The following is a 26616-nucleotide window of genomic DNA, read 5'->3' as shown; positions in this document are numbered from 1 at the left end:
GCCGCTTTCCGGCTCACATACGGAATGATGGTGGACACCATGACCTCTGCAGAAGCTCCCGAAACCAGCGGCAACGGTGACACCAAGGGCACGTCGGTCATCGTCAACGCCATCGCCGTGCTGCGAAGTTTTACGGCGGACGAGCCGCTGCTCGGCGTCACCGAGATCGCCAACCGCGTTGGCCTGCACAAAAGCACAGTTTCCCGCATCCTGGCCACGTTCGAGCAGGAACACTTGGTGGAGCGCGATCCGGAGACCCGAAGGTTCCGCCTGGGCCTGGGCCTCATCGCCGTTGCCGGGCCGCTGCTGGCCGAACTCGAAGAGCGCCGTGTGGCATACCCTGTCCTGCGCGAACTCGCCGAACAGACCGGCGAAACCAGTGCCCTGATGGTGTGGAGCGGCTCCGATTCGATGTGTGTGGAGCAGATCGCCAGCCATCACCAGATCAAGCACACCACCCCGCTGGGCGCCCGCTATAACGATGCCCTGAGTGCCTCTGTACAGGTCTTCCTCGCCGCGGAGTCCCCCGACCGCGTCCGTACTTTGCTGCGCAGCGGAGCGATCACTTACCCGGGCCTGGACGACACCAGCCTCGAGGCGTATCTGATCCGGCTGGGCGACGTCGCCCGGCGCGGCTGGGCCGTTAACTACGGTGAATCCTCGCTTGATGAAGTGGGCGTCGCGGCCCCTGTCTACGATCACCGCGGCGATATTGTGGCGGCGGTGCTCATCCCGGCGCCCCGCTTCCGCGTCTCTCCGGACACACTGCAGAGCCTCGCTGAATCGTGCTCTGCCGCTGCCGGGCGCGTAACCTCGCGGCTTGGCGGAGCTTCCCCGCAATAGCTGTCACACCACAGCCGGCATCACGGCCCTGCCGCCGCTCTGAACGTCACGCACGCGTCCAGGCCGGTGATTCCCCCGGACTCGTTCGGGGCGGTGTTGGCCCCGGGGTCCCGCGGGGCCAGCGAAGCAACGGCTCCGCTGGCCTCGGCCAGCTGCTGTACGATTGCCAGCCCCAGCCCCGTTCCCTCGGAGCTGCCCGGCCCGCGCCAGAACCTGTTGAACGCCCGCTGGCTGTCCTCGGCGGAGAGTCCGGGACCTTCGTCGATAACGTGGAGCTCCACCATTCCGTCACTCTCAGGATGTGAAACCACCAGTCTGATTAGCGAACCCGGCGGCGCCACGGCGAGGGCGTTGTCAATGAGGTTGTCGATGATCTGTTCGGCGGCGCCCGGCATGGCCGTGACATTAGCCTCCGGAAGGGCATCCAGGCTGATGCGGACTCCGGTTTCTTCGGCGAGCGCCTCCCACTGCTCCAGCCGGTTCCAGGCGACGGCACTCAGATCCACGTTGACACGTGCCACGTCCCGGCTGTCCGCCCGGCTGAGGAGCAGCAGCCCGTCGATGATCCGCTGAAGCCGGTATGTTTCCTCCAGGGAGCCGGCCACCATGACCCGGGCATTGTCCGGGTCGCTGCCGAGGGAGTCAACGGCGTTCTCCAGCCGCAGCCTCAGTCCGGTCAGAGGGGTGCGAAGCTGATGGGAGGCGTCACTGGCAAAGCCCTTCTGCTGCTGGAGCAGGTGTTCCAGCCTGTCTGCCATGCGGTTGAACGACCCCGCAAGGGCACGGAGTTCCGGGGCGCCCTCGTCCTCTTCGGTGCGGGCTGAAAGGTCGCCCTCGGCAAGCCGCTCCGTGGCTTTCTGCAGCCTGTTGATCCTCCTTGTGACGGCGCCGGCCATGAGGTAGGCCAGCAGGCCGGCCAGCAGCACGGTTGTGGCCGCCACGGTCCACAGCACCGTGAGCTGGCCGGACACCCGGTCGGTCACCTCCGACGCGGGGTAGGTCAGGCGGACCGCACCAGTAATTTTTTCGCCGCTGAGGACTGGAACGGTGACGTACACCAGGTCAAAGCCCAGCGTGTCGGAGTGCCGCTGACCCGACGTGATCTGGCCGCTCAGGGCCGCCGCGATTTCGGGGCGTGAGACATAGGAGGATCCGGTGGCGGACTGATCGTCATCGGACGTTGCAACCGCGGTCCCGGCAGGATTCACGATCACCACCCTGGCCCCGCTAGCCTGGCCGTAATTGCGGACGGCGTCCGCCACGGCGGCGGGCGCCCCGGTGCCGGCTTCAAGCAGCTGCCTGGCTCTTCCGCCGAGCAAAAAGGCATCCCGCTCCAGGGACGTGGTGAGGCGGTCACGTTCGACGCGGACCAGGTAGTTCCCCAGCGGGATGTCCTGGACCAGCACCACCAGCAAGGTGATCACCATAAAGGCGGAGATCAGCCGCCACCTCATCCCGGGACGTCCAGCCTGAATCCCACCCCGCGCACGGCTTCGATCCAGCGCGGGTCCCCGAGCTTCTTCCTGATCGCGGCCACATGCGCGTCCAGCGTCTTTGTGGTGCCGTACCAGTTGCCGTCCCAAACGGCCCGAAGGATGTCGCTACGCGGGCACACCGCCCCCGGGTCTTCCGCCAGGTAGTACAGGAGCTCGAATTCCTTGACGGTCAGGTGGATTTCCATGCCGTCCACGAGCACGCGGCGCGAACGTTGGTCAATGCTGAGCGTGCCGATTTGCCTGGCACTCCCGCCAGCGGCCTGGCCCTCCCCTGCGTGGTCATCGGAGCGCCGTGCCACCGCCCGGATCCTGGCAATGAGTTCCCGCATGCCGAACGGCTTCACGAGGTAATCATCCGCGCCGAGTTCCAGGGCCAGCACCCTGTCTATCTCCTCGTCCCGCGCGCTGACCACAATGATAGGGGTCAGGGTCAGCGCGCGGATTTCGCGGCACACGTCGGTGCCGTCCATGTCCGGCAATCCAAGATCAAGGAGTATGAAGTCAGGGCCCGAGCCGCGTACTGCGGCGAGGGCCGTCTTTCCGTCTGCCACGTGTCTGGTCTGGAATCCGGCGCGGACCAGTCCTTCAAGGACGCCGGCGGCAACCGATTCATCATCTTCAACAACCAGGATCTGCATACCTGATTATGTTCCCGCTGGGCCGAAACCGCTGGGGATACACACGGAACAGGGGGATTGCGGCACCATTCTTGGACAACTCTTGGATTTCCGAGGCACCAGCGACGATCGGACCGCGCCGCCCTCGCCGAGTTCATGCTGGGTTCTTTAAACGCCAAGCGCAGCCATGATCGGTGCGGAGGAAATGTGACCCGCAGCCACCACCGGCCGTGCGGTACTCTCTTGACACCGGCGCTTCCGGTCGGCTTCACTATTACGTATGCTGAAATAACAGTTCCATGATGCGGAAACCGCCAGCAGTTCGTCTCGGTTTCGCCGGAAGAAGACCCGGCTCTCCGCATAGCCGTCACCATGGATGCCAGCACCTGCACGAGGGATCACCAAGCATGAAGCTTGCCGAATTCAACGAAGCCGACCGCGCCGACGCCAGCGCGGCCCTCCGGCCCTGCATCGACATCCAGCGCTGGGTGGACCAGATCGCCGACGCCCGGCCCTTCGCCACCGGCGAGGCGCTGCTCGGCTTCGCCCGCCGGGCCGCCGCCCCGTTCACCGCGGAGGAAGTAGAAGCCGCCATGGCGCACCACCCGCGGATCGGGGAACGCCCGACGGCGGCGACCGCCGAGGCGTCCATGTCGCGTTCCGAACAGTCCGGCGTCGACCCCGCGGACACGGCGGTCACGGAGGCTCTGGCGGCCGGCAACCGCGCCTATGAGGAAAAGTTCGGCCGCGTCTTCCTGATCCGCGCCGCCGGCCGTACGGCTCCCGAAATCCTGGCCGCGCTGAACGAGCGCCTGGCCAACACCCCCGATCAAGAAGACGTCATTGTGGCCCGGCAGTTGCGCGAAATCGCCCTGCTGCGGCTCAAAGGAGTGATCAGCGAATGAGCGTTTCCCACGTCACCACCCACATCCTGGACACCGGTGCCGGCCGCCCGGCGGCGGGCGTCGCCGTCGTGCTTTATGCGAACGACGGCGGCAGCTGGACTCAACTGGCAAACGGCACCACCGATGCCGACGGCCGCGCCAAGGACCTCGGCCCCGCGGAGCTGGCACCGGGCAACTACCGGCTCAACTTCGCCACGGGCGCCTACTACGCGGGGCAGGGCACGGCCACGTTCTTTCCCGAGGTGGACCTCATCTTCGAGGTGACCGGGACGGAGCACTACCATGTGCCGCTGCTCCTGAGCCCGTTCGCCTACTCGACCTACCGCGGCAGCTGAAAGGGACAACCATGCGGCTGATGCGCATTGGCACGGCGGGAAACGAGATCCCCGTAATCATCGACGACGAAGGCCAGGCGTACGACCTGCGTCCCGTCACTGCAGACATCGACGGCGGCTTCCTCCAGACGTGGGCCGGACAGCTGGACGAGCTCGACCTGACGGGACTCCCGCGCGTAGCCATGGAGGGAAAGCGGATCGGCGCGCCGATCGCCCGTCCTGGTGCGGTGATCGGCGTCGGCCTGAACTATGCGGCGCACGCGGCCGAATCCGGCCTTCCGCTGCCGGAGCGGCCCATCATCTTCTTCAAGCACCCCAACACCGTGGTGGGACCCAACGACGACGTCGTGATCCCTCCCGGCGCACAGCGCGTGGACTGGGAGGTGGAGCTGGGCGTCGTGATCGGCCAGCAGGCCAGCTACCTGAAGTCCGACACCGAGGCTGCCGCCTGCATCGCGGGATTCGTGCTGTCCAACGACGTCTCCGAGCGCGAGTACCAGCTGGAACACTCCGGACCGCAGTGGTCGCTGGGGAAGTCCTGCCCCACCTTCAACCCGGTAGGCCCGTGGCTGGTGCCGGCCACCGCCGCCAACGCCGGCGCCATCGAACTGGCGTCATGGGTCAACGGTGAACCGCGCCAGAAAAGTTCGACGCAGGACATGGTCTTCGGGCCCGCCGAGCTGGTCCGCCGCCTTTCGCAGTACATGGTGCTCGAACCCGGCGACCTCATCACCACAGGCACCCCGGCCGGCGTTGCCCTGTCCGGCCGGTTCCCGTACCTCAGGGCCGGAGACGTCATGCGGATGTCCGGCGGAGGGCTGCTCGGCGAACAGCGGCAGCGGCTCGTCGACGCGGCTGCTCCGGCCTGATCCCTTGCGGTTTTCTGGCGGCCGCCCGGTACCGGCGTCAAACCCGGCTCCGGTACCGGGCTCCCGATGACAGTAGGCTAGAGGGCATGGCTTCTGACCACCCCACCCCTGAACGGCGCGAAATCACTGTACGTCGCGCGCCAAAGTACGTCCCGTTCCTGATCCTGGGCGGACTCCTGGGCATCGCCGTGGCGGCAATCATCGCCTACGCGCTTCCCGGCGACGCCAGCTACGACCCCGGCTCCGTCTTCGGCTTCTTCATGGTGATGTGTGCGGCCGGCGGTGTGATTCTCGGCGCAATTGCTGCGCTTATCCTGGACCGGCTGAGCGTCAGGCGCACGCAGCAGGCAGTCGTCGAAGCCGTACCGGAAACCGTTGCCGACGCCGAACAGGCCGCGACGGAGACGGAACAGCCCCCAGCGCAGGAGCAACCGCGGGACAACGGCAGCGAACCCGGCCTCCGGTCATAAACCGGCCGCCGGAAGTTCCTTACCTGATGACGTGAGATAATCGACCAGTGGCACGCGGCGATGGAAAACTTTCTCATGATCTTCTCCCTGGCGAAAAAGGCCCTCAGGACGCTTGCGGCGTCTTCGGGGTTTGGGCACCAGGTGAAGAAGTAGCAAAACTCACCTATTACGGGCTGTATGCATTGCAGCACCGCGGTCAGGAGTCCGCTGGTATAGCCACCAGCGACGGCAAGCGGATAAACGTCTACAAGGACATGGGCCTCGTGTCCCAGGTCTTCGACGAGACGACGCTGAACACCCTGACCGGGCACCTGGCTGTGGGCCACTGCCGCTACTCCACCACCGGAGCCAGCCACTGGGCCAACGCCCAGCCCACCCTCGGCGCCACCGCAACCGGCACTGTTGCCCTGGCGCACAACGGCAACCTGACCAACACCGCCGAACTCAACGCCATGATCACGGAACGCAACGGCGGCCAGCTCAGCGGCGAAATGAAGCAGGGCAACACCTCTGACACCGCCCTGGTCACCGCACTCCTCGAAGGCGAAGAGGGCAAAACCCTCGAACAGACCGCCATCGAACTGCTCCCCAAGATCCGGGGCGGCTTCTGTTTCGTCTTCATGGACGAAGGCACCCTGTACGCCGCCCGCGACACCTTCGGCATCCGCCCGCTGGTCCTCGGCCGGCTGGAGCGCGGCTGGGTGGTTGCCTCCGAGCAGTCCGCCCTCGCCACCGTCGGCGCCAGCTTCATCCGCGAGATCGAACCCGGCGAATTCATCGCCATCGATGAGCAGGGCGTGCGGTCCCAGCGCTTCGCAGAGCCGACGCCGGCCGGTTGCGTTTTCGAATACGTCTACCTCGCGCGCCCCGACGCTGCGATCGCCGGACGCTCCGTGTACGAATCCCGCGTGGAAATGGGCCGCCAGCTGGCCCGCGAAAACACCCAGGAAGCGGACATCGTCATTCCGGTCCCGGAATCCGGCACTCCCGCGGCTGTGGGCTACGCCGAAGAATCCGGCATCCCGTTCGCGCACGGCTTCGTCAAAAACTCCTACGTGGGCCGCACGTTCATCCAGCCTTCGCAGACCCTGCGCCAGCTGGGCATCCGGCTCAAGCTCAACGCCCTCGAGTCCGTGATCCGCGGCAAGCGCGTTGTGGTGGTGGATGACTCGATCGTCCGCGGCAACACCCAACGCGCGATCGTCCGGATGCTTCGCGAGGCCGGGGCCGCGTCCGTGCATGTGAAGATCTCCTCCCCGCCCGTGCAGTGGCCCTGCTTCTACGGCATAGACTTCGCCTCCCGTGCAGAGCTGATCGCCAACGGCGCCACCATCGAGGAAATCTCGCAGGCCATCGGCGCCGATTCGCTCGCGTACATTTCCGAAGACGGCATGATCGACGCCACGCGTCAGCCCCGCGAACGTCTCTGCACCGCCTGCTTCACCGGCAAGTACCCCATCGAGCTTCCCGGCGCGGACAAGCTCGGCAAGAACCTGCTGGAGCGCACGGACCTCGGCGGGCTGCCCGCAGCGGGCTCTGCCGCACTCTCCAAGCCCGCGTCCGCAGCCGACGGCAACCCGGACAGCATTCCCGTCACCGAAGACCCTGCGGAGAAGCCCGGCGCAACGGGCTGTGATCCCGGACCGGATTCCGAGTTTGAGAACCTGCTGACCGAGGCCGACCGCGTGCCTGATGTCCACCACGACGCTGCCCCCGTCGGCGCTGACAAGAAAGAGTCCGTATGACTTCCGCCTCTCCCACTGCTGACATGAACGCTGCCCAGAACCGTTTGGCACAGAACAACGCCGGCATCACGTACGCGTCCGCCGGCGTCGACGTCGAAGCGGGCGACCGCGCCGTCGAACTCATGAAGGACGCCGTCAAGGCGACCCACAACGCGTCGGTGATTGGCGGCGTCGGCGGTTTTGCCGGGCTGTACGACGTCTCGAAGCTTCTCACCTACAAGCGCCCGCTATTGGCCACGTCCACGGACGGTGTGGGCACAAAGGTGGCCATCGCCCAGGCCATGGACATCCACGACACCATCGGCTTCGACCTCGTGGGCATGGTGGTTGACGACATCGTGGTGGTGGGCGCCGAACCGCTCTACATGACCGATTACATCGCCTGCGGCAAGGTGGTCCCGGAGCGCATCGCGGACATCGTCCGCGGCATCGCGGCGGCCTGTTCCGTCGCCGGCACCGCCCTCGTGGGCGGCGAAACCGCCGAGCACCCTGGCCTGCTGGGCGAGCACGAATACGACGTTGCGGGCGCTGCCACCGGCGTGGTCGAGGCCGACGCCCTCCTGGGCCCGGATCGGGTCCGCGCCGGCGATGTGGTGATCGGCATGGCCTCCTCCGGCCTGCACTCCAACGGCTACTCCCTGGTCCGCCGCGTCATCAACCACGCCGGCTGGGCCCTGGACCGCCAAGTCTCCGAACTCGGCCGCACGCTGGGTGAGGAACTGCTGGAGCCCACCCGCGTCTACGCCGCTGACTGCCTGGACCTCGCCCGCGCCTTCCCGGTGGCCACTGACACTGCCACAGGCCGCGGAGCCGTGCACGGCTTCAGCCACGTCACCGGCGGCGGCCTCGCAGCCAACCTGGCCCGCGTCCTGCCCCTGGGTCTGGTGGCCACGGTGGACCGCGCCACGTGGGAACTGCCGGCCATCTTCAAGCTGGTCTCCGAACTCGGCCGCGTACCCCTCGCAGACCTCGAGCGCACGCTCAACCTCGGCGTGGGCATGGTGGCGATCGTCTCCGCCGACGTCGCCGACGCCGCTGTGGCCCGCCTGAACGAGCGAGGCCTGCCGTCCTGGATCATGGGCACGGTCAGCGCGGACTCCGACTCCATCCTCAAGACCGGTCCGGACTACGTCCAGGGCGCCAAGGGCGTTGACGGCGGCGCCGTCCGCATGGTCAACACCTACGCCTAAAGTCGTCATCGATTGCTCCATAACTGCCGTTTAGAAGGTTCATAACGGCAGTTACGGAGCACTCGATGCGTTTTTAAACCTCAAGGACGCTGAACACTCCGCCCTGCGGATCCTTCAGCGTGGCGATGGTTCCGGCGTCCTCATCGAACTCCGGCTCCACGAGAACCTCCGCACCGGCAGCCACGGCCGCCAGCACGGCTTCCTTGACGCTGGAGACACCGAAGTAGACCTGCCAGCCCAGGCGCGCCCGGGCTTCGGCCCCGTCTGAGTCGGGCGAATCCCCAGCCTCGGAGTGGGCGCTTTCATCTGCCTCGGGCGCCGGGGCGACGCCGGCCACCTCCGCGCCGTCCACCATCAGCGTGGTGTACGTGCCGCCGTCGTCCTGCGGATATTCCGTCACCTCGTGGCCGAACACCTGCTGGAAAAATCCGACGGCGGCCTGCGGCTCGGGCGTGAGAAGTTCGGCCCAGGCGAACGCGCCGGGCTCGTTGTACCGCCCGCTGCCCGTGTGCGTTCCGGCCTGCCAGACGCCGGTGCTGCCGCCGCCGGGCGGCTCCACGAACACCATGACGCCGGTGTCCCCCACTTCCTCGGGGCCGAAGACCACGGTTCCGCCCGCGTGGGGGGATTCCTCGGCCACGGCCTTGGCGTCATCAGCAGCGAAGTAGACGTTCCACTGCGCCGGCGTGCCTTGCTGCTGCGGAGGCTGCGGCGCGACGACTGCCACCAGATCACCGTCCACGAACGCCTGGCCGTAGCTGCGCCCGTCCGGCGTGGGCAGATCCTCGTAACGCCAGCCGAACACCGCCGCATAGAACGACTTCGCGGCCGCCACATCCGGCGTCTGGACGTCGGCCCAACACAACTCGCCTCGTGTGTATCCGTTGCGCTGAACCATGCCGCTTATCCCTTCGTTGGAGAGAAACCTTCTTCAGCCTAGACGTGAACAGGCCCGCCGGTGAAGGCGGAATCCAGAACAGCAAAAAGCCCGCCGGGCACGCCACTAACTGGCATGCCCGGCGGGCTTTGATGATTGCGACGGCACCTGGTCTTTGGAAAGAAGACTTCCAAACGGGGTGCCGGAATTGAACTACGCACACAAACGACGCACACAAGGTGCACGACGGCAGCATGCAGCTGACTGCCTTACGGCAGGTTCAGGCTGTAACGACTAACCGATCCGACGGGAGTCAACCTCGTCGTCGTCGTCTTCCAAATCGTCCGCGTACTTATCCACGTAGGCTGAATAGTCCGGTTCGACCGGTTCATTCGCGAAATGGCTCGTAGCACGACTTCCCGGGCCCGTGAGCTCACGCTGAAGGGCCGAATAGTCAGTGTTCGGGGAGTAGTACTTAATGTCCCGAGCCTGCTTGGTAGCTTTTGCCTTTTGACGGCCGCGCCCCATGGCGTGACCCCCTTTTGTACTTGGACCGGAGGTGGTCACCTTGGCTATCGGTGAGGCCCCGGAATGTTTGGTCAATTTGTCGTATCCCTAGATTACATGCTTTCGGCGGCAACTGCTCGCCACGGGCGCGTCGGCCGGGCCGGTGGAGGGCAACAACCGCCGTAATCAGGGGGTTGCACGGATTTTTTGTTCGATAGAGTCTCATGAACGACTGAAATATCCGGTCTTGGAAAGGGGTGCCGCCCCAAGTGAATGATGACAATCCAGTCCCCGGCGCCGGGCCGCGGGCCATCCCGCCGCCCCCGGCTGCCCCACCCAGAATTGCGCCGCCGCAAACCGCCCCGGAGGATATCTCGCCATATCCCGGAGCCCGGCCGGCCCCGGAGCCAAGGGCCGAACTGAGGCAGAACCTGTTCAAGGCGGCCTTCGTGGTGGCACTGCTCGGAGTGGCCGGCCTGCTCACCTGGACACTGACTTCGCTGCTGGCCACCGCAACGCTGGAGGCCGCGAAACAGCCGGGTGCCTCCAACGGGCAGGCCTCCGCCGCCGCTCCGTCCGCATCGCCGCGCCCCAAGCTCCCACTCAAGGGCGTGAGCCCGCTGGACTTCAGGGTTGGCGACTGTTTCAAGGATTTTGACCCATCAGCAACCGGCGCCACCGTGGTGGCGTGCACCACCGAGCACTCGGCGCAGCTCGTGGCAGCCCACCGCTACCCTGCCGGGGACTCCTACCCCGGCAGGGTAGCGATGAAAGCCAAGGCGCGGGAGGCTTGCCAAGCTGCGGCCCTGACCAGCAAATCCAACGCTTATGTGCTGAGCTACAGGCTTGCCTACCCCAGCAGCGACAGCTGGGGCCAAGGCGACCGCCGCGTCGACTGCTACGTCATCGCGGACGCGGGCAACATCATCAAGGCCAGCCTGCTCCCTTAGTCGCGGGCGGGCGTCCCCTAGGCGCGGGCGGGCGGCGACTAGCCCTTGCGGCGGACCGAAAGGCCGCTTCCGGCGGGAGCGCCGCCACCGGGTCCTGCCATAGCCTCGAGCCCCTCAATGGTGAGTTCGTCGACGTCGGCGGCCGTGTCCACAAGCACAGTGTCGCCGTCCGCGATTCCGCCGGCGAGGATGGCCTTGGCGAGGCGGTCGCCGATCTCGCGCTGGACCAGCCGTCGCAGCGGGCGGGCGCCGTACGCCGGGTCGAAGCCGGACATCGCCAGCCAGGCGCGGGCACTGTCGGTCACTTCGAGCGAGAGCCGCCGCTCGTAAAGCCGGCCGGACAGCTCTGCCACCTGCAGCTCCACGATCCTGGCGAGTTCGTCCACTGTCAGGGGGTCGAACAGCACCACCTCGTCCAGCCGGTTCAGGAACTCCGGCTTGAAGGACGCGTTCACCGTAGCCATCACGGCATTGCGTTTGGCCTCGGCGTCCAGGATGGGGTCCACCAGGAACTGGCTGCCCAGGTTGGACGTCAGCACCAAAATCGCGTTGCGGAAGTCCACGGTGCGGCCCTGGCCGTCGGTGAGGCGGCCGTCGTCGAGCACCTGCAGAAGGATGTCGAAGACCTCCGGGTGCGCCTTTTCAACCTCGTCGAGCAGCACTACGGAATACGGCCGACGGCGGACGGCCTCGGTCAGCTGACCGCCTTCCTCGTAGCCCACGTAGCCGGGGGGCGCCCCCACGAGCCGCGCCACGGAATGCTTCTCGCTGTACTCGGACATGTCGATCCGCACCATGGCGCGTTCGTCGTCGAACAGGAAGTCCGCGAGCGCCTTGGCCAGTTCGGTCTTGCCCACGCCGGTGGGGCCGAGGAACAGGAAGGAGCCGGTGGGGCGGTTCGGATCGCTGATGCCGGCGCGGGCGCGGCGGACGGCGTCGGACACGGCGGCCACGGCCTTGGACTGGCCGATCAGGCGCCTGCCGAGTTCCTCCTCCATGTGGAGCAGCTTCTGGCTTTCACCCTGCAGCATGCGGCCGGCGGGGATGCCGGTCCAGGCCGAGATGACCTCGGCGATGTCGTCAGCAGTGACCTGCTCCGCCACCATCTGACCGGACTTGTCCGTGACGGCGGCCTCGGCTTCTGCGGCGGCGTTCAGTTCGCGCTCCAGCGCCGGAATCTCGCCGTAGAGTACGCGCGAGGCGGTCTCGAGGTCGCCTTCACGCTGGGCCTTGTCCGCGGCGGACCGAAGCTCGTCCAACTTGGCCTTCAGGTCTCCCACGCGGTTCAGGCCTGCCTTCTCCGCCTCCCAGCGGGAGTTCAGGGCGGCGAGTTCCTCTTTCCTGTCCGCCATGTCCGCGCGCAACGCGGCAAGACGCTCCACCGAGGACGCGTCCTTCTCGTTGGCGAGGGCCAGCTCCTCCATGGTGAGCCTGTCCACCTGTCGGCGCAGCTGGTCAATTTCCTCCGGCGCGGAGTCGATCTCCATCCGCAGCCTGGAGGCGGCCTCGTCCACGAGGTCGATGGCCTTGTCCGGCAATTGGCGCCCGGAAATGTACCGGTTGGAAAGCGACGCCGCCGCCACCAGCGCGGAGTCCGCGATGGCCACCTTGTGGTGGGCCTCGTAGCGCTCCTTCAGGCCGCGGAGGATGCCGATTGTGTCATCCACGCTCGGCTCACCCACGTACACCTGCTGGAAGCGGCGCTCCAGAGCGGGGTCCTTTTCGATGTTCTCGCGGTACTCGTCAAGCGTGGTGGCACCGATCAGGCGCAGCTCGCCGCGGGCCAGCATGGGCTTGAGCATGTTGCCGGCGTCCATGGAGCTCTCGCCCGTGGCGCCGGCGCCCACCACGGTGTGGATCTCGTCGATGAACGTAACGATCTGGCCGTCCGAGTTCTTGATTTCCTCCAATACGGCCTTGAGCCGCTCCTCGAACTCGCCGCGGTACTTTGCACCGGCCACCATGGACGCGAGGTCCAGCGCGATGAGGGTCTTGCCGCGCAGGCTTTCCGGCACGTCGCCGGCCACGATCCGTTGGGCCAGGCCCTCGACGACGGCCGTCTTGCCCACGCCGGGTTCGCCGATGATCACGGGGTTGTTCTTGGTGCGCCGGCTCAGCACCTGGATGATGCGCCGTATTTCCGTATCGCGGCCGATCACCGGGTCCAGCTTCCCGGAGCGGGCCATGGCGGTCAGGTCCGTACCGAATTTTTCCAGGGCTTGGAACGTGTTTTCGGGATCAGGGCTGTTGACGGTGCGGTCCCCGCGCACCCCGGGCACCGCGGCGAGCAGCGCTTCGTGGGAGGCGCCGGCGTCGCGCAAAAGCTTTCCGACGCCGTCGCTCCCGGCCGAAAGGCCCAGCAGCAGGTGCTCGGTGGAGACAAACGAGTCCCCGAGCCTGTCCGCCTCGTTCTGCGCGGTCTGGATGGCCTGCAGGGCCGTGCGGGACAGCTGCGCCTGTTGGACGGAGCTTCCCGACGTTGCGGGCAGTTTCTTGATGGCCGTGCTGGCCTGCACGCTGACGGCATCCGCGTCCGTCCCGGTGGCGCGGAGCAGGGCGACGGCGACGCCGTCCCGCTGGTCCATCAGCGCCTTCAGCAAGTGGGCCGGCTCCACCTGGGGATTTCCGGCCGTTGACGCGTTCATGGCTGCCGCAGAGAGAGCCTCCTGGCTCTTGGTGGTGAATTTGGCGTCCAAAGAGAGCTCCTTCCGGGATGCGATTAAGTAAATTGAGTCTAATACGCTCAACTTTGCCAAAAGAGCCTGAGAGGTCCCAGTTTGCCCACAGCGAACGGCCCTTTCGGGGCAGATGAACTTCGGGAAAACCATCGCCCTTGAACTGTATCCCTGCCACCGGAATCCCCCTAGGATCGACCCGTGACCAGCGATGATGGTTTCATCAGCACACTCGAGAAGAGGACCTGACATGACGAAGTTTGTTGTTCTTTACAACGCCCCGCAGTCGGCACAAGCGCAAATGGCTGAGAGCACCCCCGAGGCCGCCCAAGAAGGCATGAAGGCCTGGATGGAGTGGGCCCAGCGGGCGGGTGGCGGCATCGTGGACATGGGTAATCCGCTGGGCGCCGGCAAAGAGGTCAGCGCCACCGGAACCTCCGACACCAGCACGAACGTGGGCGGGTACGGCATCCTTCAGGCAGAGGACATGGACGGCGCCCTGGCCCTGCTCGAGGGCCACCCGCACCTGATGATGCCCGGCGCCAACATCCAGGTCTACGAGGCCCTCGACATCCCGGGCATGTAACGGAGGGAGGCGACGCGGGATGACGGGCGAAGCCTCTGCTATGGCCTAAGCTGCGCAGCCGGCGTTACTCTGGGGCCAAGCAGTTGTCGCGCTATCGCCTCGGGCTGATCCGCGTCATCAGGTGCCGTTCTGTGATGTGAGGGATCATGACTGGACCGTCCACTCCGCGGAAGCTGGCAGGACGGGTTCCGGCCGCCGTCTTGGCCTTGGCGTTGCTCCTGACCGGGTGCCAGCAAGACCCGCCGCAGCCCCCGCCGTCGAGCCCGCCACCCACAACCGGTTCGCCGGGAACATCGAGCCCGCCAGCGCCTTCCCCGACCGCAACATCGCGGCCGACCGAAACACCAAGCCCCAGCGCAACGCCCACTCAGTCGGAGCCGGCAGAACCCTCTGTCCACTTCACGGCGCAAGGCGACGTGGGCCTCGGCGACGGGGCCCGGCGCGTTCTGGACACCATTGCCGGGCTCCGGCCGCAGCTGAATCTCGGACTGGGGGATTACTCCTACGAGGCCGGGCTCGAGCAGGAGTTCTGCGACATGGTCACGGGTAAACTGGGCTCCGATTTTCCCTACCAGGTCGTCACGGGAAACCACGAAAGTGATGGCCACGACGGCGACATCCAGAACATCGTCAGGTGCCTGCCCAACAAACTGCCGGGCCTCCAGGGGGACTACGGCACGCAGTGGTACGTCGATGTCCCGGAACGGAACCCCCTGGTGCGGTTCGTCATGGTGTCTCCCGGCATTGACTTCCACGACGGAAAAAACCTGGACTATTCAAGGAACAGCGAGCGCTGGCGCTGGACCGCGGCGGCCCTGGACGGAGCAGAGTCGAAGCGGATTCCCTGGACCGTGGTGGGCATGCACGCACCCTGCCTCAGCGTGGGCAAGTACGAGTGCCAGCCGGGCAAGGACTTCATGAACTTGCTGGTGGACAAGAACGTTGACCTGGTGCTGACGGGGCATGAACACACGTACCAGCGGACGCACCAGCTCCGCGTCGGTGTTCCGTGTGCCAATGTCGTGCCCGACGCTTTTTCGACAGGCTGCATTGCTGATTCCGATCAAAGCATGGTCCACGGTGCCGGAACGGTTTTCGCAACTGTGGGCACGGGCGGGGTGGGCTTCTACGACGTGCACGGCGACGATTCCGAAGCCCGGTACTTTGCCGCCATGTCGGGCAGGAACCGCGATGCGGCACTGGGCACCCTGGACGTCACCGCCACGGCAGGCCGGCTCTCCGCCAGGTTCGTCCCCGCCGAAGGCTACAGCTTCACAGACGACTTCACCATTGAACGGAAGTAGTTCTTACCACTCCCCTCAGCCGCGTTTCCAGACGGCCACCCAGTCCACGGATACGTGTCCCGCCGTCTCGGGCTCCGGGCATCCCCGCAGGCAGGACTCAGTCTGAAGGATGTAGTGCATGGGGGTCGTCGGCGTGCTCTCCGTTCCTGTTCCGAGTGAGCGGCCGTCGAGGAAAAACTCGACCTTGCCCGGGCTCCACTCCATCGTGGCGACGTGCCACGTCTCGAACGTTGCCTGGGAGTCGAACAGGTCTTGGTCCTGCGGGTCTTTGCCCATTTTGTGCACGGCACCGTAGAAAGTCTTGGAAAGATCGCCTTCAGGGAAATCGACCTCGCCGTCCCGCGGCCACGCCCCGCTGTCCGGCCACAGGAGCCACGCTGTCTTGAAGCCCGGCAGGGAATCGGCCTTGAAGCGGACCGAATACCTTCCGTAGAGCAGGCTGTTGGCCCGGTGCGGGTTCGAACTGTCATTCGGGATCTTGGGTGTGGGCGCGGCGCCCATGGAGACGCCGTCCTCGGAATGGAGGTACCAGTCCAGGGTCCCGTCCTTCACGCTCAGCACCTTGGACGGGTAGTAGCCCGATTTCGTTCCCGTCTGTCCCGCCGTGTCAGGGGTCCCGTCCTTGTATCCCTCGCTCCACATCTGGCCGTACGCATCGCCCGGGAAACTGCCCACGGGAACGTTGCCCTTGTCGAAGTCCTCGAGGAACACCTGTTTCCAGCCGGGCAGGTCACCCACCGGCAGTTTGCTGATGAGGGGGTCGACAGGGGGCAGCTCCCCGAGCGGTAACCGCCGGGCTTCGTTGGCCACGGATCCGCATCCGGCGAGCATCACCATCGCCGCGAGCGTGGCCAGGCTCCGGAGGCCGTAACGGCGCCGCCGGCCCCGGCGCGGACGGCCCCTGCGCGGACGGATGCTCCACTGGGCTGAGAAAAACATGCGGCAAGTCTGGCACCGCGAACTTCACGCTTCCTAGGATTTAGCGACCCCCAAAACTGGGGGTTGCGCCGATCCCGGCGTTCATCGACCCCCAAAAGTGGGGTGACCCCAAGGAACCCCAAGGTTTTCCCAAGTTGATAAATAAAACATAAACGAGGGGGAGTGCACGCAAGTTGCCTCCGACGCAGCAGCAAACGCTTTGGTCTACTTCCCGGGAGACCGGGAAGGCTGCTGCGGGTTGGCAAAGGCATACAACTCCATTGAGTGGTGAGGCTAGTGACCATCCCTGTTCTTGTTTCCAGTCTGCGCGCAGACTTACCTGCTCCATCGCCCTTGGCTTCGGTCAGCGTGGTTATCCCCACCCTGAATGAGGCCAAGAATCTTCCTTGGGTCCTTCGACGAATGCCCTCCTATGTAGACGAAGTGGTGATCGTCGACGGCCGTTCCCTGGATAGCACAGTAGACGTCGCCCGCGCCCTCCGCCTCGACGTCGTGGTGGTTTCCGAACCGCAGGCCGGCAAGGGCTTCGCGGTGCGGGCCGGCCTGGCCGCAGCCTCCGGCGACATCATCGTCATGCTCGATGCAGACGGGAGCATGGACCCCCAGGAGATCGGCTGGTTCGTTTCCCCGCTTCAGCACGAATTCGACTTCGTCAAGGGTTCCCGCTACGTCACGGGCGGAGGTTCCGAGGACATCACGTTGCTTCGCAGCACCGGCAACCGGGCGTTGACCGGCCTGGCCAACCTCGTGCTCCACAGCGATTTCTCGGATCTCTGCTACGGCTACATCGCGATGCGCCGTGAGTGCCTGCAGATCCTGGAGCTCCAGTCTGAGGGCTTCGAGATTGAGACGGAACTGATTGTCCGTGCCTCCAGGGCCGGGCTGCGGATCGCAGAGGTCCCCAGCAACGAGCTCAACCGCATCTCCGGCAACTCGAACCTCCACACTTTTCGCGACGGCTGGCGCGTCCTCCGGACCCTTGCCCGCGAGTGCGTCGGGTGGGAGGCGCCCACGGCTGGCGCCCGGCCGGAGGCACTCAGGCGCGTGAAGTACAAGTACCCAAGCATTTCCCTTCCTCACATTCCAACCGATCCCCAGACTGTCCTGGGCCTCATGGCGGGCGACTAACATGCATCATACTGAGGGCTTGCCGGCGGTTTCCGTCGTGATCTGCTCCTACACGGAGGATCGCTGGGACCTGCTGATGTCAGCCGTTGAGTCTGTCCGGGGCCAGTCGGTTCCGCCGGAGCAGACGATTGTGGTTGTCGACTACAACATGGACCTCTACAAGAGGCTCATTTTCACGGTGTCGGACGTCGTGATCCTGGAAAACACCGGCCCAAAGGGCCTGTCCGGGGCACGCAACACGGGCGCCGCCGCCGCCACCGCCGGCATCGTTGCCTTCCTGGACGACGACGCCCAGGCGGCACCGGACTGGCTGGAACGCCTGACGGCGCTCTACGACGACCACGATGTCCTGGCGGTGGGCGGACGAGCCGTTCCCGTGTGGGAAAAGGGGCGTCCGGGCTATTTCGCGGAGGAGCTCGACTGGATCGTCGGCTGCACCCACCGGGGGATGCCAAGGGTGGCCGCGGAAGTGCGCAACGTGATCGGCGCGAACATGTCATTCCGCTCCGAGGTACTGGACGTCGTGGGTGGCTTCAACACCTCCCTGGGCCGACAAAATTCCTTGCCGCTCGGCTGCGAGGAAACGGAGATCTGCATCAGGGCGGTCATCGGCACGCCGGGCGCCCGTGTGGTGTACGAACCCGCTGCCCTCGTGCATCACTTCGTTCCCGCCCAGCGCGGCACCTTGAACTACATGCTGCGGCGCGCCTGGTCCGAGGGCATTTCCAAGGCACAGGTCAGCAAGATTGTCGGGCACAAGCGGGCACTCGGACCGGAACGGCGCTACGTCCGGCAGATTCTGCCCCGTGCGGTGTTCGTCGGCATCAGGGATCGGGTCCAGGGCAAGGATCCGGCGGGCCTGGGCCGCGCCATGACCATCATCGCCGTACTGGCCGTCACCACCTGCGGGTACGTCCGCGGGCGGCGCCTGCCAGCAGCCCCCATAGACGCGGAATCGAAGCAAAACGGAGCACGACCCAGCTGGAGGGAAGTCAATTGATTTGCATTAATCCAAAACACAGCCACGCCTTAACCGCCACGCCAGCCGGAAGCGCAGATCATGAGCCAGTCTGAGCGCAGCGTAACGAAGGAATCGGGTGCGCCCGCAGGCGCCAGCTTTGATGTCCACGGTCTCGTGGGTATCGACGTGGCCCCCGGCACTCCCGGCGAATCGCAATTGCGGGACATGCTTGGCCCGTTTCTCGGCGGATCCCACGCGCCACTCCGCCTGCATGTCAGCGGAGAGATGACGGCGGTGACAGACCAGTCGCACGCCGAGGATGCCTACCGCTTCACGGCAGACTCGCTCTACCTTCCCGCGGACCGAGTACAGATCATCGAAACCCGTGACGGCTATGCCGTTCAGGGCAACGGCGAGCTGCTGACGGCTGTCATCCCGCTGCTCGACGCCCTCTGCATCAGGGAGAACGCCGCGATGATTCATGCGGCCGTGGTGGACTACCGCGGTTCCGGAGTTCTGCTTCCTGCGTGGGGCGGTGTGGGCAAGACCAGCACAGTGGCCAAGCTGGTGGCCAAACCCGGGGTGCGCTTCATGGCCGATGACTGGGCCTTCCTGGGTTCCGACGGCATGCTCATGGGGTACGCGAAACCGATGTTCCTCAAGCCCCACCACAAGACCATCTACCCGGACATGTTCAGTGGTGCCCGCAAGCCGCTGGCGCCGGGCTGGCTCACCAATTCAGTGGCCCGGCTTGCCACCGCGGTGCACCCGGTGATCGTGAGATATCCAAAGACGGCGGCCTTCACCCGCCGCTGGTCCCCTGAACACAGGATGGTGCATCCCGAGGAGGTTTTCGGCCCGGGCCGCATCTCATCGGGGGCGCTTACCAGGCTGGCGATCTTCCTTGAACGCTTCGACGGTTCCGATGCGCGGTTGGAAACACGCAGCACCGAATGGATGACGTCGCGCATCGTGGGGAACTTCCACTCTGAGCTGCCCATGGTTTCGCGGCGGCTCGTGGAGGCTTTGGGCGCTACCGGCCTCGTTCCTCTGGAGGAGTACTTCGCCCACAAGGCAGCAGTGGTGCGGCAAGCCCTCGACGGCGTCCCGTGTTCCCTGCTGCGGATCCCCGCCTCGTGGTCCGCGGACCGGACCTCCGATTACGTTGCGAACCTGATCAGCTCAAAGCTGGAGGAGTGAGATGAGGCGCCACGTCAGCGATCTTGAAGTATCGGTGGTGGTTCCCGCGCGCAACGCCGCCCAGTGGCTGGCGGAATGCCTGGAATCCATCCGCAGCGAAAAGCCGCGCGAGATCATCGTGGTGGATGGCTGTTCTACGGATGACACGGCCGAGATCGCACGATCGTTCGGAGCGAGAGTCATTTCCGACGAGGGCCGCGGGCTGCCCGCGGCCCGGATGCTCGGCGTCGAGAACGCCTGCTGCGATGCCGTGGCGCTCATCGACGCCGACGTGGTTCTTCCGCCCGGTTCCCTGGGCGGCCTGCTGGACGAGTTCAAGGCCGGCGGCTACGACGGGCTCCAGTTCGGCCTCGCCAGCGAATCCGACGGTCCCGGATATTGGGGGGCGGCCCTGGCCTGGCACCACAACCACAGCCGGGTCCGGTCGTGGTTCGGAGTCTGCGCCACCCTGATGCGCCGGAAAGTACTGATGTCGGTTGCCTTCGACGACACCTTCCGCTCGGGCGAGGACATCGAGCTGAGGATACGGCTGGAGGAAGCCGGCTACCGGCTGGGCGTCTCCAGCACCACGGTAGTGCGGCACCGCTTCATCGACACGTTCGACTGCGCCCGTGACCAGTGGCTCCAGGACGGCGCCGGCCTGGCACGGACCATCCGCAAGCACCCGGCCCGCGCCGGCTGGCTTGTGGCCCTGCCGCTGCTGGCAACGGTCCGCGGGGTTGGCCTGTCGCTCCTGCACGCGCCGCGCTTCCTGCCGTATTGGGCCGGTTTCCTCCTGTACAACTACCGCTCGATGTTCGGCGAAATCCTCCGCCCGCCAGGCGCCGGCCTCTCCGTCGGCGGAAATGCCGCGTGGCTGACCGCAGCGCGGGTGGCACCGATGGTCACGGGGTTCCTGTTCTGGGCGCTCGCGGCGCTTGCGATGCCGCCGGCGGAAATCGGGATGGGCTCCGCCGTGGTTGCCGCGGCCCTGCTGACCGTGCAGCTCGGGATGCTCGGCGTCGGGCCGGCCACGCTCACCCTTCTTCCGGCACAGTCCGACGGCGGACGCCGCCTGATCGCGAGCAGCCTGCTGACAGTGGGGGTCGCGTCGGTGGTTGTTGCCGGCGCAGTGGCCGCAGTGACGCACGCGCTCGGCGCGGGCGTTGGTGAAGCCTGGAACGACCCCGCAGTCACCATCATTTTCATGGCAACCGCGCTTTTCGCGGCCTCCGCCTATCAGCTGGACCACGTGGGAGTGGCGCAGGAGCGCGCCGACCGCACCCTGGTCCGGAGTCTGGCCCAGAGCCTGGTCCAGCTGGCGTTCCTTGGAATTTCCCTGGCGGCAGGCGCCCGCGAGCTGACGGTTGTGGTGGGAGCGGTGGCGGCCGGTGCCCTGGCCAGCGTGCTCGTAGGACTGCGCCAGCTCCGCCAGGCCAGCACCTCCCCGGACTGGAAAGGCGGGTTCCGGTTTGGCCCCGCCGTGAAGCTGCTGAAGCCGGGGCTTCCGAACCACGCACTGATGCTCGCGGACCGCGCACCCGGTTACCTGCTGCCGCTGATCGTCGCTGCCACGCTCGGAACCTCGGCGACAGCGTCCTGGTACATCGTGTGGATGATGGCGTCGGCGGTCTTCTTTGTGCCGCAGTCCGCCGGGTTCTCGCTTCAGACCGCCCTGGCGGGCGACCGGTCGAAACCTGGCCTCGTGTCCTCGGCTCTCAGAAGCAGCCTCGCCCTCACACTGGCAGCCGGAGCCATCCTGCTCCTGGCCGGCCCCTACCTCCTCGGTTTTCTGGGCGCGCAGTACGCGGCCGCCTGGACACTGCTGCCAGTCCTGGTGCCAGCCCTGCTTCTGAGCTGCATCACTCAGGTCTACTTCGGCCTGTGCCGCGCGCAGGGCCGTCTCGTCGAAGCCACGGCAGTAGCCGTTCTGGCCGCCGTGCTGGTGGTGGCACCCGCCGCCGTTGTGGCCCAGCAATATGGCCTCACCGGCGTATCCGCGCTCTGGTCCGCGGCCCAGGCGGCCGCAGCGCTGATCGCCCTCTGGCGCCTGAGGAATCTCACCTCGGCCACGCCCGCCGCTGAACCGGCCCAGGTTCCGTCAGCGGCACTCCACCAGCCGACTGGAATCGAGCAACCATGACACCCGAACCCACGCCGACCGCCCCTCCGGCACCCGCGCCCCACCGGCACGCCGAAACGAAGCATGGCGGCACCAAACATGGCGACGCAAAACACAGCGAAATCAAGCATGCCGAAACCAAGCACAGCAGTGCCAAGCACGGCGGCACGGTTCCACCCGCCGTCGTCCATCATGAGCCGTCACCGCCCTGGAAGTTGGCAGCGCTGGCAGCCTTGGCCGCGACTGCCCTTGCCCTCGGCATCTGGAGCCTGCTGAACGTCGATCCGGAGCGGATTGGCGGGACCGGGCTCATTGAAGCGTTGCCGCCGGCCTTCTTCGTGGCCCTGGCCCTCAGCCTGACGGGCTTTGTGGCCACCCTGAATCTGCGGCGGCACACGCCGGCGCTTCTGGCCGGGCAGGTCCTGGTCATGGTGGTCATCCTGCATTCCGCCGACCCCATCATCCATGGCCTGCCGCGGCTCGAGGCCAGCTACCGCCACCTGGGCATTGCAGACCACATCGCAAAGTCCGGGCAGCTGGATCCGAACCTCGACGCCTACTTCAACTGGCCGGGCTTCTTCGACTTCCTGGGGCTGGTCTCCGGAGCAACCGGTGTCAAGGACCTGATCGGCGTCGCCACCTGGGCCCCCCTGGGAATCAACCTGCTGCTGCTGGCGCCCCTGCTGGCCCTGGCAACAAGGATCACCTCCCAGCCCCGGCAGGCCTGGGCCGGCGTCTGGATCTTTTTCCTCACCAGCTGGGTGGGGCAGGACTACCTGTCCCCGCAGGCCTACGCCTTCCTGCTGCTCGTCACGCTGCTTGCCTGTGTGCTGAGTGCGTTCAGCGGCTGGGCGTGGCCCACCGGCACCAACAGGTTCACCGCATCGCTGGCGCGCGGCGTATCGAAGCTTGACCCGACCGTTCCGCACCAGGGCATGGCGAGTCCTCCCCCGGCCGACGCAGCCGTGCTGGTAGTGGTGTGCGCGGGCTTCCTCGTCGCCATGACCGCTTCGCACCAGCTCACGCCGTTCGCGGTCATCCCGATCCTGGCGGTCTTCCTCCTGAGCGGCCGGCTCCGACTGCCTTTCCTTCCCCTCCTCGCGGTCGCACTGCCGCTGGCCTGGCTGGTGTTCGTGGCCTCGGCTTACTTCGAAGGCCACCTGAGCCAGCTCTTCGGATCGTTCGGTGACGTCCAGGCCAACACGCTCGGTGCCGTCACCCAGCGCGTCTCCGGCAGCGATTCCCATGTGCTGGTGGTCTACATTCGCCTTGCCGAGGTGGCATTTGTGTGGATTCTGGCCGCACTGGGCGCCTTCATGGCCCACCGGCGGCGGACAGCCTGGCTCACGGCGGCGCTCGGGGCTGTGGCGCCGCTGGCGCTGATTCCCGGCCAGCCCTACGGCGGCGAACTGCTTCTCCGCCTGTACATGTTCAGCCTGCCGTTCGCGGCCTGCCTGGCGGTCCTCACCCTCATCCCGGACCGGAACGGCACCCCGGGCTGGCGCAGGGCGCTCGCCCTGCTGCTCCTCGGCTCGGTCCTTGCCACGGCCACAGTGGTTACCCGCTATGGCAATGACAGCATGGAAAAATTCACCCAGGACGAAGTTTCCCTCGTCAACCGCCTCTACGCCACGGCACCGAACGGCTCAATCCTGATCGAGGCCATACGAAATACTCCGTGGCAGTTCCAAAAATACGCCGAGTATGACTACCGGGCACTCCTCGCGGCCCAGCCAAGGACCAATCCGGATCCTCTGACCTGCGATGCGAGCAACAGAATCGCCCAACGGTCGGGCGCCTACCTGATCGTCACAACCAGCCAAAAACGCGCCGCGGATCTTCTCGGCACCACTCCCCCCGGCGATCTCGACCACTTCATTGCGACGTGCGGCACCAGCCCCGGCTGGTCGAAAGTCTTCGAAAACGCCGGCGGCGTGGTCTTCCACATCAAAGGAGCAGGCAATGGCATTTGATCAAAAATACGCAAGCTACGCTGTGGCCGCCGTGGCCGTGGCCGCGATACCCCTCTCATTCGTCGGCCCCGAAGGACTCCGGCTGGTGGTGATCGGCCTGTTCCTGCTCGCGGGACCGGGAACAGCCCTGGTCATGCTTCTGCGGTTCGGATCCCCGGACCAGGTGGAGAAGCACAGTACTCTCCCGCTGGCCATAGCAATCGCGGTCGCGTCCAGCCTGGCGCTTTCCACCATTGTGGCCACCGCCATGGTCTTTGCGCGGATGTGGTCCCCGCCTGTGGCCGTGCTCCTGCTGTCACTCATCACCCTTGGCCTCCTGGCGCTCGGCGCCAAGCGGTCCCGTGAAGCCCTGGTAGGTGCATAATGCTCATCTTCCTGACGGGATTTGCCACCGTCGTGACCCTGGTCACGTGCGACGTCCTCCGCATCAGGCGGCCGGACACACCGCTTCCGAAAGCCGCAATCTACACTGCTGCAGCTCTCCTTTCCCTGATCTGCGTTTCGCTCGTGGCACGGCTTATCCAGCTGTTTTAAAGCATTTCGCACCCGGCGCGGCCTAACTAGCTGCAGGGCCGGGACCGCCGTAGGGGACCGGTAATCCAAGACCCGAACAAGATAGTGAGGACACAGAAATGAGCAAGCTTAAGAAACTCGGCACCATTGGCAGCCTCGGGGTGATCATTACCGGCGGGTTGGTCTTCGGTTCCGCGCAGGCGGCCAGCGCGGTCACCTGCCGCACGCCACAGACCACTCCAACCAGCAGCACGATCACCGGAACGACGGTCGCAGCCACCAGCTTCGAAGGATCCCTCTCGCCGTTCCTTCCGAGCACGGCGGGGACGGGCACAGCCGCCGTCAGCAGCACCACGGACCATGTCGGCCTGTGTTCGGCCAAACTGCACGTGACGGCAGATTCCGGGTCCGTCGCATTGATGTCTTTGCCTCTGGCAGCCGGGACCAAGACAGCCGGCGTGGACGGCTGGTTCAATGTGACCACCGCCGGGCTCGCCGGAAACGACGTCCCCTACATCCGGTTCTTCTCGGGCGGCACGCGGATTGCGGATATCTACCGCTACAACAGCAACGGGCAGCTCTGGCTCCGCGTGACGGGCCCCAGCGGGACGTTTACTTACACGAAACTGAAGTCCTCCACCATTCCGCTGAACACCTGGCACCGGGCCACGATGCAGGTCAGGGCCAACGGCAGCACCTCCACGATCAAGGTGTGGTTCGACGGTCTCCAGGAATTCTCCAGCACCGCACAGAACCTGGGCGCCTCGAGTGTGAGCGCCGTGCAGCTCGGAGCCGAACACTCCCGCCAGATGGGAGATGAATACATCGACGACGTCGTGGTCAAGCGGTCCAGCTCATAGCGCCGGCCCGACCGACCCGGACGTGCAGTACGAAGCGTCCTTCCGCGCACATTCGTCCTTCCGCGCACATTCCAGAACGGCAGGCGGCTACCGGCCGCCTGCCGGGATCACCGGGGCCCTTGGGCGCGGGATCCCGATGGCCCCGGGGACTAGACTTCCTCCATGGCCGTTTACCTGGATCCGCCTCTCTGGCCTGCGCACGGAACACACTTCTCGCACCTGATCTCGGACTCCTCGCTGGCGGAACTGCACGCCTTCGCCGCAGCGGCGGAGATCCCTGAACGGGCCTTCGACGGCGACCATTACGACGTGCCCGAGCGGCGCTTCGACGACCTGGTGGTGGCAGGCGCCATTCCCGTGGAGGCACGGGTCCTGGTCCGGAAACTCATTGCGAGCGGACTCAGGATCCCCGCCCGCGAGCGCAACAAATCCCTGAAAGTTCCGCTGCTGAACCGCTGGAACGCGGTGATGCCGGGCCACGACGCCCTCTTCCTGGACCTTCTGGACCGCTGGAGCGAAAGCCACCGCCGCTACCACGGCTGTACCCATCTGCTTGCGGTTCTTGAGGCCCTGGACCTGCTCACCGGACCCGACGAACCGCCGCTCACAGTGCTCCTCGCAGCTTGGTTCCACGACGCCGTCTACCAAGGCATCGCCGGCCAGGACGAGGAGGAGTCGGCCCGGCTCGCCGAAGTCAGGCTTGCCGAAGCAGGCCTGCCCGCGGATGACGTCGCCGAGGTGGCGCGGCTGGTCCGCCTCACCTCCGACCACCGGCCGGCATCCGGGGACGACGGCGGCGCCCTCCTCTGCGATGCGGACCTGTCAGTTCTCGGCGGCGAACCCGAGTCCTACGCCCGCTATGTGGCCGCCGTCCGGGAAGACTACGCGCACATTGGCGACGCTGACTTCGCGGCCGGCAGGACCGCCGTCGTCCGCCAGCTGCTCGCGCTCGATCCGCTGTTCCACACCGGCCGCGCCCGCACGCTGTGGCTGGACGCCGCCCGGCGGAACCTCCGCAGCGAGCTCGACACGGCGGGCCGCTGAGCGCAGGCGCGTGCCGGACTGTGGGCGGTTAGCCGTCAGTCCTGACGTGGCTTGCCAGGCGGTCGAACGCCTCGCCCCAGCCGGCGCCGTGCCCGTCCCGGCTTTCCACTGATTCGAAGGGGCCCTGCGTGAAGGTCATCCGGGTGCCGCCGGGCTCTTCCTCGAGTTCGACGGCCACTTCCGTTTCGTAGCCGCGGGTGCCGTCCTCGTTGTCCCAGGCATAGGTGAATTCGAAGACGGCAGGCGGGTCGATCCGTGTGTGGATGCCGCTCCACCACAACTTCTCGCCGGTCTCGTCCTTGATCATGCAGGCCCGGTACCGGCCGCCTACTTCGAAGTCCGTCTCGATGGTCTCCCGCGGCGTGTGGAATCCGTGCGGCCCCCACCAGGACGGCGCCTGGTCAGGATCGGTCAGGGCGGACCATACCCGGCTGGCCGGGGCCTCGAAGTGGCGGGTGATCACCAGCATCGGTTCCTCGGTGGGCGTGCTTTTCGATCTGGTGGTCTGGGCTTCAGACATATGGCTCT

The 26616-nt window shown here is 66.1% G+C and carries 26 protein-coding genes; 19 read left to right on the top strand and 7 right to left on the bottom strand.

The window, feature by feature from the left end; genetic code table 11:
- Positions 1 to 39 precede the first annotated feature (39 nt).
- Positions 40 to 843 carry an IclR family transcriptional regulator gene (locus tag AC1DD3_RS14780; protein WP_230120246.1) on the top strand — a complete coding sequence of 268 codons (804 nt, stop codon included), beginning with the start codon at positions 40 to 42 and terminating at the stop codon, positions 841 to 843.
- A 20-nt stretch (positions 844 to 863) separates the two neighbouring features.
- On the opposite strand, the gene AC1DD3_RS14775 is transcribed toward AC1DD3_RS14780, so the two are convergent.
- A complete protein-coding gene (locus AC1DD3_RS14775; protein ID WP_476882001.1) occupies positions 864 to 2270 on the bottom strand; it encodes a sensor histidine kinase in 1407 nt (468 codons plus the stop codon).
- 23 nt (positions 2271 to 2293) lie between these two features.
- A complete protein-coding gene (locus AC1DD3_RS14770) occupies positions 2294 to 2977 on the bottom strand; it encodes a response regulator transcription factor (RefSeq protein ID WP_476882000.1) in 684 nt (227 codons plus the stop codon).
- 386 nt (positions 2978 to 3363) lie between these two features.
- On the opposite strand from AC1DD3_RS14770, the gene uraD reads away from it, so the two are divergent.
- The 6 genes from uraD to purM all read left to right on the top strand — a co-directional run bounded on the left by uraD (position 3364) and on the right by purM (position 8470).
- Positions 3364 to 3861 carry a 2-oxo-4-hydroxy-4-carboxy-5-ureidoimidazoline decarboxylase gene (gene uraD, locus AC1DD3_RS14765; protein ID WP_230120252.1) on the top strand — a complete coding sequence of 166 codons (498 nt, stop codon included), beginning with the start codon at positions 3364 to 3366 and terminating at the stop codon, positions 3859 to 3861.
- Positions 3858 to 4196: a hydroxyisourate hydrolase gene (uraH, locus tag AC1DD3_RS14760; protein ID WP_230120260.1), complete on the top strand. Its 339-nt coding sequence runs from the start codon at positions 3858 to 3860 to the stop codon at positions 4194 to 4196. Before uraD ends, uraH begins: the two co-directional genes overlap by 4 nt.
- An 11-nt stretch (positions 4197 to 4207) precedes the next feature.
- Complete coding sequence (locus tag AC1DD3_RS14755; RefSeq protein WP_230120262.1) at positions 4208 to 5065, top strand: fumarylacetoacetate hydrolase family protein; 858 nt, start codon at positions 4208 to 4210, stop codon at positions 5063 to 5065.
- Positions 5066 to 5151: 86 nt separating this feature from the next.
- A complete protein-coding gene (locus AC1DD3_RS14750) occupies positions 5152 to 5535 on the top strand; it encodes a hypothetical protein (RefSeq protein ID WP_476881999.1) in 384 nt (127 codons plus the stop codon).
- Between the two features lie 47 nt (positions 5536 to 5582).
- Positions 5583 to 7280, top strand: a complete 1698-nt coding sequence (gene purF / locus AC1DD3_RS14745; protein WP_230120265.1) for an amidophosphoribosyltransferase — start codon at positions 5583 to 5585, stop codon at positions 7278 to 7280.
- Positions 7277 to 8470: a phosphoribosylformylglycinamidine cyclo-ligase gene (gene purM, locus AC1DD3_RS14740; protein WP_476881998.1), complete on the top strand. Its 1194-nt coding sequence runs from the start codon at positions 7277 to 7279 to the stop codon at positions 8468 to 8470. Before purF ends, purM begins: the two co-directional genes overlap by 4 nt.
- A 73-nt stretch (positions 8471 to 8543) precedes the next feature.
- On the opposite strand, the gene AC1DD3_RS14735 is transcribed toward purM, so the two are convergent.
- Positions 8544 to 9368, bottom strand: a complete 825-nt coding sequence (locus tag AC1DD3_RS14735; RefSeq protein ID WP_230120268.1) for a VOC family protein — start codon at positions 9366 to 9368, stop codon at positions 8544 to 8546.
- Positions 9369 to 9641: 273 nt separating this feature from the next.
- Complete coding sequence (locus tag AC1DD3_RS14730; protein ID WP_230120272.1) at positions 9642 to 9875, bottom strand: DUF3073 domain-containing protein; 234 nt, start codon at positions 9873 to 9875, stop codon at positions 9642 to 9644.
- Between the two features lie 428 nt (positions 9876 to 10303).
- On the opposite strand from AC1DD3_RS14730, the gene AC1DD3_RS14725 reads away from it, so the two are divergent.
- Positions 10304 to 10804, top strand: a complete 501-nt coding sequence (locus tag AC1DD3_RS14725; protein ID WP_476876186.1) for a septum formation family protein — start codon at positions 10304 to 10306, stop codon at positions 10802 to 10804.
- A gap of 38 nt (positions 10805 to 10842) precedes the next feature.
- Here the strand turns inward: AC1DD3_RS14725 and clpB are convergent, their stop codons facing one another.
- The gene (gene clpB, locus AC1DD3_RS14720) at positions 10843 to 13500 is read right to left on the bottom strand and encodes an ATP-dependent chaperone ClpB (RefSeq protein WP_230119783.1); all 2658 of its coding nucleotides are present in this window, start codon (positions 13498 to 13500) and stop codon (positions 10843 to 10845) included.
- A gap of 229 nt (positions 13501 to 13729) precedes the next feature.
- Here clpB and AC1DD3_RS14715 point away from each other — a divergent pair, with 229 nt between their 5' ends.
- On the top strand, positions 13730 to 14065 hold the full coding sequence (locus AC1DD3_RS14715; protein WP_230119784.1) for a YciI family protein: 336 nt from the start codon (positions 13730 to 13732) through the stop codon (positions 14063 to 14065).
- A 416-nt stretch (positions 14066 to 14481) separates the two neighbouring features.
- Complete coding sequence (locus tag AC1DD3_RS14710; protein ID WP_476881997.1) at positions 14482 to 15369, top strand: metallophosphoesterase; 888 nt, start codon at positions 14482 to 14484, stop codon at positions 15367 to 15369.
- Between the two features lie 15 nt (positions 15370 to 15384).
- On the opposite strand, the gene AC1DD3_RS14705 is transcribed toward AC1DD3_RS14710, so the two are convergent.
- The gene (locus AC1DD3_RS14705; protein WP_476881996.1) at positions 15385 to 16308 is read right to left on the bottom strand and encodes a glycoside hydrolase family 16 protein; all 924 of its coding nucleotides are present in this window, start codon (positions 16306 to 16308) and stop codon (positions 15385 to 15387) included.
- 264 nt (positions 16309 to 16572) lie between these two features.
- Between AC1DD3_RS14705 and AC1DD3_RS14700 the strand changes: the two genes are divergently transcribed.
- The 9 genes from AC1DD3_RS14700 (at position 16573) to AC1DD3_RS14660 (ending at position 26088) form a co-directional block, all read left to right on the top strand.
- Positions 16573 to 17436: a glycosyltransferase family 2 protein gene (locus tag AC1DD3_RS14700; RefSeq protein ID WP_476881995.1), complete on the top strand. Its 864-nt coding sequence runs from the start codon at positions 16573 to 16575 to the stop codon at positions 17434 to 17436.
- Positions 17437 to 17455: 19 nt separating this feature from the next.
- Complete coding sequence (locus AC1DD3_RS14695; RefSeq protein WP_230119788.1) at positions 17456 to 18436, top strand: glycosyltransferase family 2 protein; 981 nt, start codon at positions 17456 to 17458, stop codon at positions 18434 to 18436.
- A 60-nt stretch (positions 18437 to 18496) separates the two neighbouring features.
- The gene (locus AC1DD3_RS14690; RefSeq protein ID WP_230119789.1) at positions 18497 to 19597 is read left to right on the top strand and encodes a hypothetical protein; all 1101 of its coding nucleotides are present in this window, start codon (positions 18497 to 18499) and stop codon (positions 19595 to 19597) included.
- A gap of 1 nt (position 19598) precedes the next feature.
- On the top strand, positions 19599 to 21719 hold the full coding sequence (locus AC1DD3_RS14685) for a glycosyltransferase (protein ID WP_476881994.1): 2121 nt from the start codon (positions 19599 to 19601) through the stop codon (positions 21717 to 21719).
- The gene (locus AC1DD3_RS14680; RefSeq protein WP_230119791.1) at positions 21716 to 23671 is read left to right on the top strand and encodes a hypothetical protein; all 1956 of its coding nucleotides are present in this window, start codon (positions 21716 to 21718) and stop codon (positions 23669 to 23671) included. The genes AC1DD3_RS14685 and AC1DD3_RS14680 overlap by 4 nt, the downstream gene beginning before the upstream one ends.
- Positions 23661 to 24035, top strand: coding sequence for a hypothetical protein (locus AC1DD3_RS14675; RefSeq protein ID WP_230119792.1), 375 nt, complete (start codon positions 23661 to 23663; stop codon positions 24033 to 24035). The genes AC1DD3_RS14680 and AC1DD3_RS14675 overlap by 11 nt, the downstream gene beginning before the upstream one ends.
- The gene (locus tag AC1DD3_RS14670; RefSeq protein ID WP_230119793.1) at positions 24035 to 24205 is read left to right on the top strand and encodes a hypothetical protein; all 171 of its coding nucleotides are present in this window, start codon (positions 24035 to 24037) and stop codon (positions 24203 to 24205) included. Before AC1DD3_RS14675 ends, AC1DD3_RS14670 begins: the two co-directional genes overlap by 1 nt.
- Positions 24206 to 24303: 98 nt before the next feature.
- A complete protein-coding gene (locus tag AC1DD3_RS14665) occupies positions 24304 to 25044 on the top strand; it encodes a polysaccharide lyase (protein WP_230119794.1) in 741 nt (246 codons plus the stop codon).
- A 162-nt stretch (positions 25045 to 25206) separates the two neighbouring features.
- Positions 25207 to 26088 (top strand): DUF4031 domain-containing protein, encoded by an 882-nt coding sequence (locus AC1DD3_RS14660; protein ID WP_230119795.1) that lies wholly within the window; start codon positions 25207 to 25209, stop codon positions 26086 to 26088.
- A gap of 28 nt (positions 26089 to 26116) precedes the next feature.
- On the opposite strand, the gene AC1DD3_RS14655 is transcribed toward AC1DD3_RS14660, so the two are convergent.
- Positions 26117 to 26608: an SRPBCC family protein gene (locus AC1DD3_RS14655; protein WP_476881993.1), complete on the bottom strand. Its 492-nt coding sequence runs from the start codon at positions 26606 to 26608 to the stop codon at positions 26117 to 26119.
- Positions 26609 to 26616 lie beyond the last annotated feature (8 nt).

The sequence above is a fragment of the Arthrobacter sp. 05T444 genome, from assembly GCF_056395905.1.
Note: the sequence above shows the minus strand (reverse complement) of the source record. Positions and strands in the feature narration are given on the sequence as shown.

What these genes read in the sequence shown, in the direction of transcription:
- uraD (WP_230120252.1), top strand. Translation starts at nt 3,364, where the DNA reads ATGAAGCTTGCCGAATTCAACGAAGCCGACCGCGCCGACGCCAGCGCG.
- AC1DD3_RS14660 (WP_230119795.1), top strand. Translation starts at nt 25,207, where the DNA reads ATGGCCGTTTACCTGGATCCGCCTCTCTGGCCTGCGCACGGAACACAC.
- AC1DD3_RS14735 (WP_230120268.1), bottom strand. Translation starts at nt 9,368, where the DNA reads ATGGTTCAGCGCAACGGATACACACGAGGCGAGTTGTGTTGGGCCGAC.
- uraH (WP_230120260.1), top strand. Translation starts at nt 3,858, where the DNA reads ATGAGCGTTTCCCACGTCACCACCCACATCCTGGACACCGGTGCCGGC.
- AC1DD3_RS14680 (WP_230119791.1), top strand. Translation starts at nt 21,716, where the DNA reads ATGACACCCGAACCCACGCCGACCGCCCCTCCGGCACCCGCGCCCCAC.
- AC1DD3_RS14715 (WP_230119784.1), top strand. Translation starts at nt 13,730, where the DNA reads ATGACGAAGTTTGTTGTTCTTTACAACGCCCCGCAGTCGGCACAAGCG.
- AC1DD3_RS14770 (WP_476882000.1), bottom strand. Translation starts at nt 2,977, where the DNA reads ATGCAGATCCTGGTTGTTGAAGATGATGAATCGGTTGCCGCCGGCGTC.
- AC1DD3_RS14705 (WP_476881996.1), bottom strand. Translation starts at nt 16,308, where the DNA reads ATGTTTTTCTCAGCCCAGTGGAGCATCCGTCCGCGCAGGGGCCGTCCG.
- AC1DD3_RS14665 (WP_230119794.1), top strand. Translation starts at nt 24,304, where the DNA reads ATGAGCAAGCTTAAGAAACTCGGCACCATTGGCAGCCTCGGGGTGATC.
- purM (WP_476881998.1), top strand. Translation starts at nt 7,277, where the DNA reads ATGACTTCCGCCTCTCCCACTGCTGACATGAACGCTGCCCAGAACCGT.
- AC1DD3_RS14780 (WP_230120246.1), top strand. Translation starts at nt 40, where the DNA reads ATGACCTCTGCAGAAGCTCCCGAAACCAGCGGCAACGGTGACACCAAG.
- AC1DD3_RS14730 (WP_230120272.1), bottom strand. Translation starts at nt 9,875, where the DNA reads ATGGGGCGCGGCCGTCAAAAGGCAAAAGCTACCAAGCAGGCTCGGGAC.
- AC1DD3_RS14685 (WP_476881994.1), top strand. Translation starts at nt 19,599, where the DNA reads ATGAGGCGCCACGTCAGCGATCTTGAAGTATCGGTGGTGGTTCCCGCG.
- AC1DD3_RS14655 (WP_476881993.1), bottom strand. Translation starts at nt 26,608, where the DNA reads ATGTCTGAAGCCCAGACCACCAGATCGAAAAGCACGCCCACCGAGGAA.
- AC1DD3_RS14690 (WP_230119789.1), top strand. Translation starts at nt 18,497, where the DNA reads ATGAGCCAGTCTGAGCGCAGCGTAACGAAGGAATCGGGTGCGCCCGCA.
- AC1DD3_RS14750 (WP_476881999.1), top strand. Translation starts at nt 5,152, where the DNA reads ATGGCTTCTGACCACCCCACCCCTGAACGGCGCGAAATCACTGTACGT.
- AC1DD3_RS14670 (WP_230119793.1), top strand. Translation starts at nt 24,035, where the DNA reads ATGCTCATCTTCCTGACGGGATTTGCCACCGTCGTGACCCTGGTCACG.
- AC1DD3_RS14675 (WP_230119792.1), top strand. Translation starts at nt 23,661, where the DNA reads ATGGCATTTGATCAAAAATACGCAAGCTACGCTGTGGCCGCCGTGGCC.
- AC1DD3_RS14755 (WP_230120262.1), top strand. Translation starts at nt 4,208, where the DNA reads ATGCGGCTGATGCGCATTGGCACGGCGGGAAACGAGATCCCCGTAATC.
- AC1DD3_RS14775 (WP_476882001.1), bottom strand. Translation starts at nt 2,270, where the DNA reads ATGGTGATCACCTTGCTGGTGGTGCTGGTCCAGGACATCCCGCTGGGG.